We start from the raw sequence: 5590 nt of genomic DNA on the forward strand, positions 1-5590 counted from the left end.
TGTGCCCGTAAATGCGAAATGGCCACCCAGCTTTGGGTGGCCATTTCGACTAAAAGAAGTCCGGCGGTGTCCTACTCTCCCACAGGGTCCCCCCTGCAGTACCATCGGCGCTGAGAGGCTTAGCTTCCGGGTTCGGAATGTAACCGGGCGTTTCCCTCTCGCTATGGCCGCCGAAACACTATTGATGTTTCAAAAACCAACAACGACTTCATCATTGTTGTGTTCCCGACCGTACATCGAGAACCACTCAGTGGACGCAAGCACCAAAAACAGGTGTGTTATCAAGTCATCGGCTTATTAGTACCGGTCAGCTTCACGTATTACTACGCTTCCACATCCGGCCTATCAACCCAGTAGTCTGGCTGGGAGCCTCTCACCATAAATGGTATGGAAGTCTCATCTTGAGGCCGGCTTCCCGCTTAGATGCTTTCAGCGGTTATCCATCCCGAACGTAGCTAATCAGCGGTGCTCCTGGCGGAACAACTGACACACCAGAGGTTCGTCCAACCCGGTCCTCTCGTACTAGGGTCAGATCCTCTCAAACTTCCTACGCGCGCAGCGGATAGGGACCGAACTGTCTCACGACGTTCTAAACCCAGCTCGCGTACCGCTTTAATGGGCGAACAGCCCAACCCTTGGGACCTACTCCAGCCCCAGGATGCGACGAGCCGACATCGAGGTGCCAAACCATGCCGTCGATATGGACTCTTGGGCAAGATCAGCCTGTTATCCCCGAGGTACCTTTTATCCGTTGAGCGACAGCGCTTCCACAAGCCACTGCCGGATCACTAGTCCCGACTTTCGTCCCTGCTCGACCTGTCAGTCTCACAGTCAAGCTCCCTTGTGCACTTACACTCGCCACCTGATTGCCAACCAGGTTGAGGGAACCTTTGGGCGCCTCCGTTACATTTTGGGAGGCAACCGCCCCAGTTAAACTACCCACCAGGCACTGTCCCTGAACCGGATCACGGTCCTAAGTTAGATATCCAGAGTGACCAGAGTGGTATTTCAACAATGACTCCACACTCACTGGCGTGAATGCTTCACCGTCTCCCACCTATCCTACACAAGCCACACCGAACACCAATACCAAGCTGTAGTAAAGGTCACGGGGTCTTTCCGTCCTGCTGCGCGTAACGAGCATCTTTACTCGTAATGCAATTTCGCCGAGTTCGCGGTTGAGACAGTTGGGAAGTCGTTACGCCATTCGTGCAGGTCGGAACTTACCCGACAAGGAATTTCGCTACCTTAGGATGGTTATAGTTACCACCGCCGTTTACTGGGGCTTAAATTCTCAGCTTCGCCTTGCGGCTAACCGGTCCTCTTAACCTTCCAGCACCGGGCAGGCGTCAGTCCGTATACATCGTCTTGCGACTTGGCACGGACCTGTGTTTTTAGTAAACAGTCGCTACCCACTAGTCTCTGCGGCCACCACACCCTTTCGGAGCAAGTCCTAATAAGTGGATGGCCCCCCTTCTCCCGAAGTTACGGGGGCATTTTGCCGAGTTCCTTAACCACGATTCTCTCGATCTCCTTGGTATTCTCTACCTGACCACCTGAGTCGGTTTGGGGTACGGGCAGCTAGAACCTCGCGTCGATGCTTTTCTTGGCAGCATAGGATCACCCACTTTTTATCCGCATCGTGTCTCAGCCTCATGACTCCCGGATTTGCCTAAGAGTCGGCCTACGCACTTGCACCAGGACAACCATCGCCTGGCTTGGGCTACCTTCCTGCGTCACACCTGTTAATACGCTAGCCGCACCAGCATGGGGTCGAGCGTTCACACACACCCGCCTCACCCCGAAGGGATCAGCTAAAGCGTGAGCTAGGACTCTTAGCACCACTGGATTGACTGGGGCGGTTCTTCGCCGGTACGGGAATATCAACCCGTTGTCCATCGACTACGCCTGTCGGCCTCGCCTTAGGTCCCGACTTACCCAGGGAAGATTAGCTTGACCCTGGAACCCTTGGTCTTTCGGAGGACGTGTTTCTCACACGTCTTTCGCTACTCATGCCTGCATTCTCACTCGTGTAGCGTCCACGGCTGGGTCACCCCGCCGCTTCACTCGCCACACGACGCTCTCCTACCCATCAACACGGCTGGACCACGAAGGCCTACCAAAAATGTCAATGCCACAACTTCGGTGGCGTGCTTGAGCCCCGTTACATTGTCGGCGCGGAATCACTTGACCAGTGAGCTATTACGCACTCTTTCAAGGGTGGCTGCTTCTAAGCCAACCTCCTGGTTGTCAAAGCAACTCCACATCCTTTCCCACTTAGCACGCGCTTAGGGACCTTAGTTGGTGGTCTGGGTTGTTTCCCTCTCGACTATGAAGCTTATCCCCCACAGTCTCACTGCTGCGCTCTCACTTACCGGCATTCGGAGTTTGGCTGACGTCAGTAACCTTGTAGGGCCCATCGGCCATCCAGTAGCTCTACCTCCGGCAAGAAACACGCAACGCTGCACCTAAATGCATTTCGGAGAGAACCAGCTATCACGAAGTTTGATTGGCCTTTCACCCCTATCCACAGCTCATCCCCTCAGTTTTCAACCTAAGTGGGTTCGGTCCTCCACGACGTCTTACCGTCGCTTCAACCTGGCCATGGATAGATCACTTCGCTTCGGGTCTAGGACACGCGACTGAATCGCCCTATTCAGACTCGCTTTCGCTACGGCTACCCCACTCGGGTTAACCTCGCCACGTATCGCTAACTCGCAGGCTCATTCTTCAAAAGGCACGCTGTCACCCCTACTAAGGAGGCTCCAACGGTTTGTAAGCAAACGGTTTCAGGTACTATTTCACTCCCCTCCCGGGGTACTTTTCACCTTTCCCTCACGGTACTTGTCCGCTATCGGTCATCTGGGAGTATTTAGGCTTATCAGGTGGTCCTGACAGATTCACACGGGATTTCTCGGGCCCCGTGCTACTTGGGATACTCTTCACGCCAAGAACAAGCATTTCGACTACGGGGTTCACACCCTCTATGACCGGCCATTCAAAACCGTTCGTCTATACCCTCTTGTCACGTCGATCATTCGGCAGAACAATCAGAAAAGTCCCGCAACCCCCAACATGCAACGCCTGCCGGCTATCACACACGCTAGGTTTAGCCTCTTCCGGTTTCGCTCGCCACTACTTACGGAATCGCTTTTGCTTTCTCTTCCTGTGGGTACTGAGATGTTTCACTTCCCCACGTTCCCTCTACCCGCCCTATATATTCAGGCGGGAGTCACCAGGTACGCACGCGCCCTGGCGGGGTTTCCCCATTCGGACATCCTCGGATCAAAACTCGCTTATCAGTTCCCCGAGGCTTATCGCAGATTGCTACGTCCTTCTTCGGCTCCAGATGCCAAGGCATCCACCGTTTGCTCTTAAAGACTTGAAATCACATGAGTTGAATCGTCAAAAAATTGACTAATGATCTTTAAGATCATCTTCACCACACAACCCACAAAGAGTTGCATGGAAGATGCTCGCGTCCACTGTGTAGTTCTCAAAGTACGGGCGGTACCCTCCCCCACACGCCACAACCGTGACAGCAGGAAAAGGCCCTCGAGGAACAGCCACCAACCACCACCAGCCATACGACTAGCGCGATCAGCGCCCGGCCCCTCAGGACCCAACAGCGTGCATGCCCCACCCGAGTGAGCCCCCACCTTTCCCACCACCGAAGTGACGTACTCAGCAGAAACCCCCACAAAATGAGGCCCCATCAAATGTTCCACCCATGAGCTAACCAGCGAGACACATTCGGTCCCGAACTGGCGCCTGGACACCCAACCCGAAAGCTGGAGTGCCAGATGCTCCTTAGAAAGGAGGTGATCCAGCCGCACCTTCCGGTACGGCTACCTTGTTACGACTTAGTCCTAATTACCGATCCCACCTTCGACGGCTCCCTCCACAAGGGTTGGGCCACCGGCTTCAGGTGTTACCGACTTTCATGACTTGACGGGCGGTGTGTACAAGACCCGGGAACGTATTCACCGCAGCGTTGCTGATCTGCGATTACTAGCGACTCCGACTTCATGAGGTCGAGTTGCAGACCTCAATCCGAACTGGGACCGGCTTTTTGGGATTCGCTCCACCTCACGGTATTGCAGCCCTTTGTACCGGCCATTGTAGCATGCGTGAAGCCCAAGACATAAGGGGCATGATGATTTGACGTCATCCCCACCTTCCTCCGAGTTGACCCCGGCAGTATCCCATGAGTTCCCACCATTACGTGCTGGCAACATAGAACGAGGGTTGCGCTCGTTGCGGGACTTAACCCAACATCTCACGACACGAGCTGACGACAACCATGCACCACCTGTTTACGAGTGTCCAAAGAGTTGACCATTTCTGGCCCGTTCTCGTATATGTCAAGCCTTGGTAAGGTTCTTCGCGTTGCATCGAATTAATCCGCATGCTCCGCCGCTTGTGCGGGTCCCCGTCAATTCCTTTGAGTTTTAGCCTTGCGGCCGTACTCCCCAGGCGGGGAACTTAATGCGTTAGCTGCGTCACGGAAACCGTGGAATGGTCCCCACAACTAGTTCCCAACGTTTACGGGGTGGACTACCAGGGTATCTAAGCCTGTTTGCTCCCCACCCTTTCGCTCCTCAGCGTCAGTTACGGCCCAGAGATCTGCCTTCGCCATCGGTGTTCCTCCTGATATCTGCGCATTCCACCGCTACACCAGGAATTCCAATCTCCCCTACCGCACTCTAGTCTGCCCGTACCCACTGCAGGCCCGAGGTTGAGCCTCGGGATTTCACAGCAGACGCGACAAACCGCCTACGAGCTCTTTACGCCCAATAATTCCGGATAACGCTTGCGCCCTACGTATTACCGCGGCTGCTGGCACGTAGTTAGCCGGCGCTTTTTCTGCAGGTACCGTCACTTTCGCTTCTTCCCTGCTAAAAGAGGTTTACAACCCGAAGGCCGTCATCCCTCACGCGGCGTTGCTGCATCAGGCTTTCGCCCATTGTGCAATATTCCCCACTGCTGCCTCCCGTAGGAGTCTGGGCCGTGTCTCAGTCCCAGTGTGGCCGGTCACCCTCTCAGGCCGGCTACCCGTCGACGCCTTGGTGAGCCATTACCTCACCAACAAGCTGATAGGCCGCGAGCCCATCCCAGACCGAAAAATCTTTCCAAACACGACCATGCGATCACGTCTCATATCCAGTATTAGACGCCGTTTCCAGCGCTTATCCCAGAGTCCAGGGCAGGTTGCTCACGTGTTACTCACCCGTTCGCCACTGATCCACCAAGCAAGCTTGGCTTCACCGTTCGACTTGCATGTGTTAAGCACGCCGCCAGCGTTCATCCTGAGCCAGGATCAAACTCTCCGTAAAAAAGAAATGCATACAACCACCGGGAAAACGGGGCCGCAGCGAGTTTGAAACTGACCAAAGAAACAACATCAAAACTGACGAAATTTCACGCCAACCCCCAAAAGGGTTGGACTTTGATCCAAAGGAATTCTCACCAGACCAAAAAGGCCCGACGAGGAATAAATTGGCATTTGACAAGTGCACGCTGTTGAGTTCTCAAGGAACGGACGCACCCACAGAAACGATCTCTCGACCTACCCGTGAGGCAGTTCACT

General features: G+C 54.6%; 3 rRNA genes. All 3 read right to left on the reverse strand.

Features of this window, described 5'->3' with window-relative positions:
- Positions 1-58: 58 nt before the first annotated feature.
- Positions 59-175: ribosomal RNA gene (rrf, locus tag J2X55_RS17330) — 5S ribosomal RNA — on the reverse strand.
- A 102-nt stretch (positions 176-277) separates the two neighbouring features.
- A 23S ribosomal RNA gene (locus J2X55_RS17335) occupies positions 278-3388 on the reverse strand.
- A gap of 426 nt (positions 3389-3814) precedes the next feature.
- Positions 3815-5336 (reverse strand): 16S ribosomal RNA (locus tag J2X55_RS17340).
- The 16S, 23S and 5S rRNA genes sit together here, the layout of an rRNA operon.
- Positions 5337-5590: the final 254 nt, after the last annotated feature.

The organism is Microbacterium sp. 1154 (assembly GCF_031455375.1).
In the GTDB taxonomy this organism is placed as follows: Bacteria; Actinomycetota; Actinomycetes; order Actinomycetales; family Microbacteriaceae; genus Microbacterium.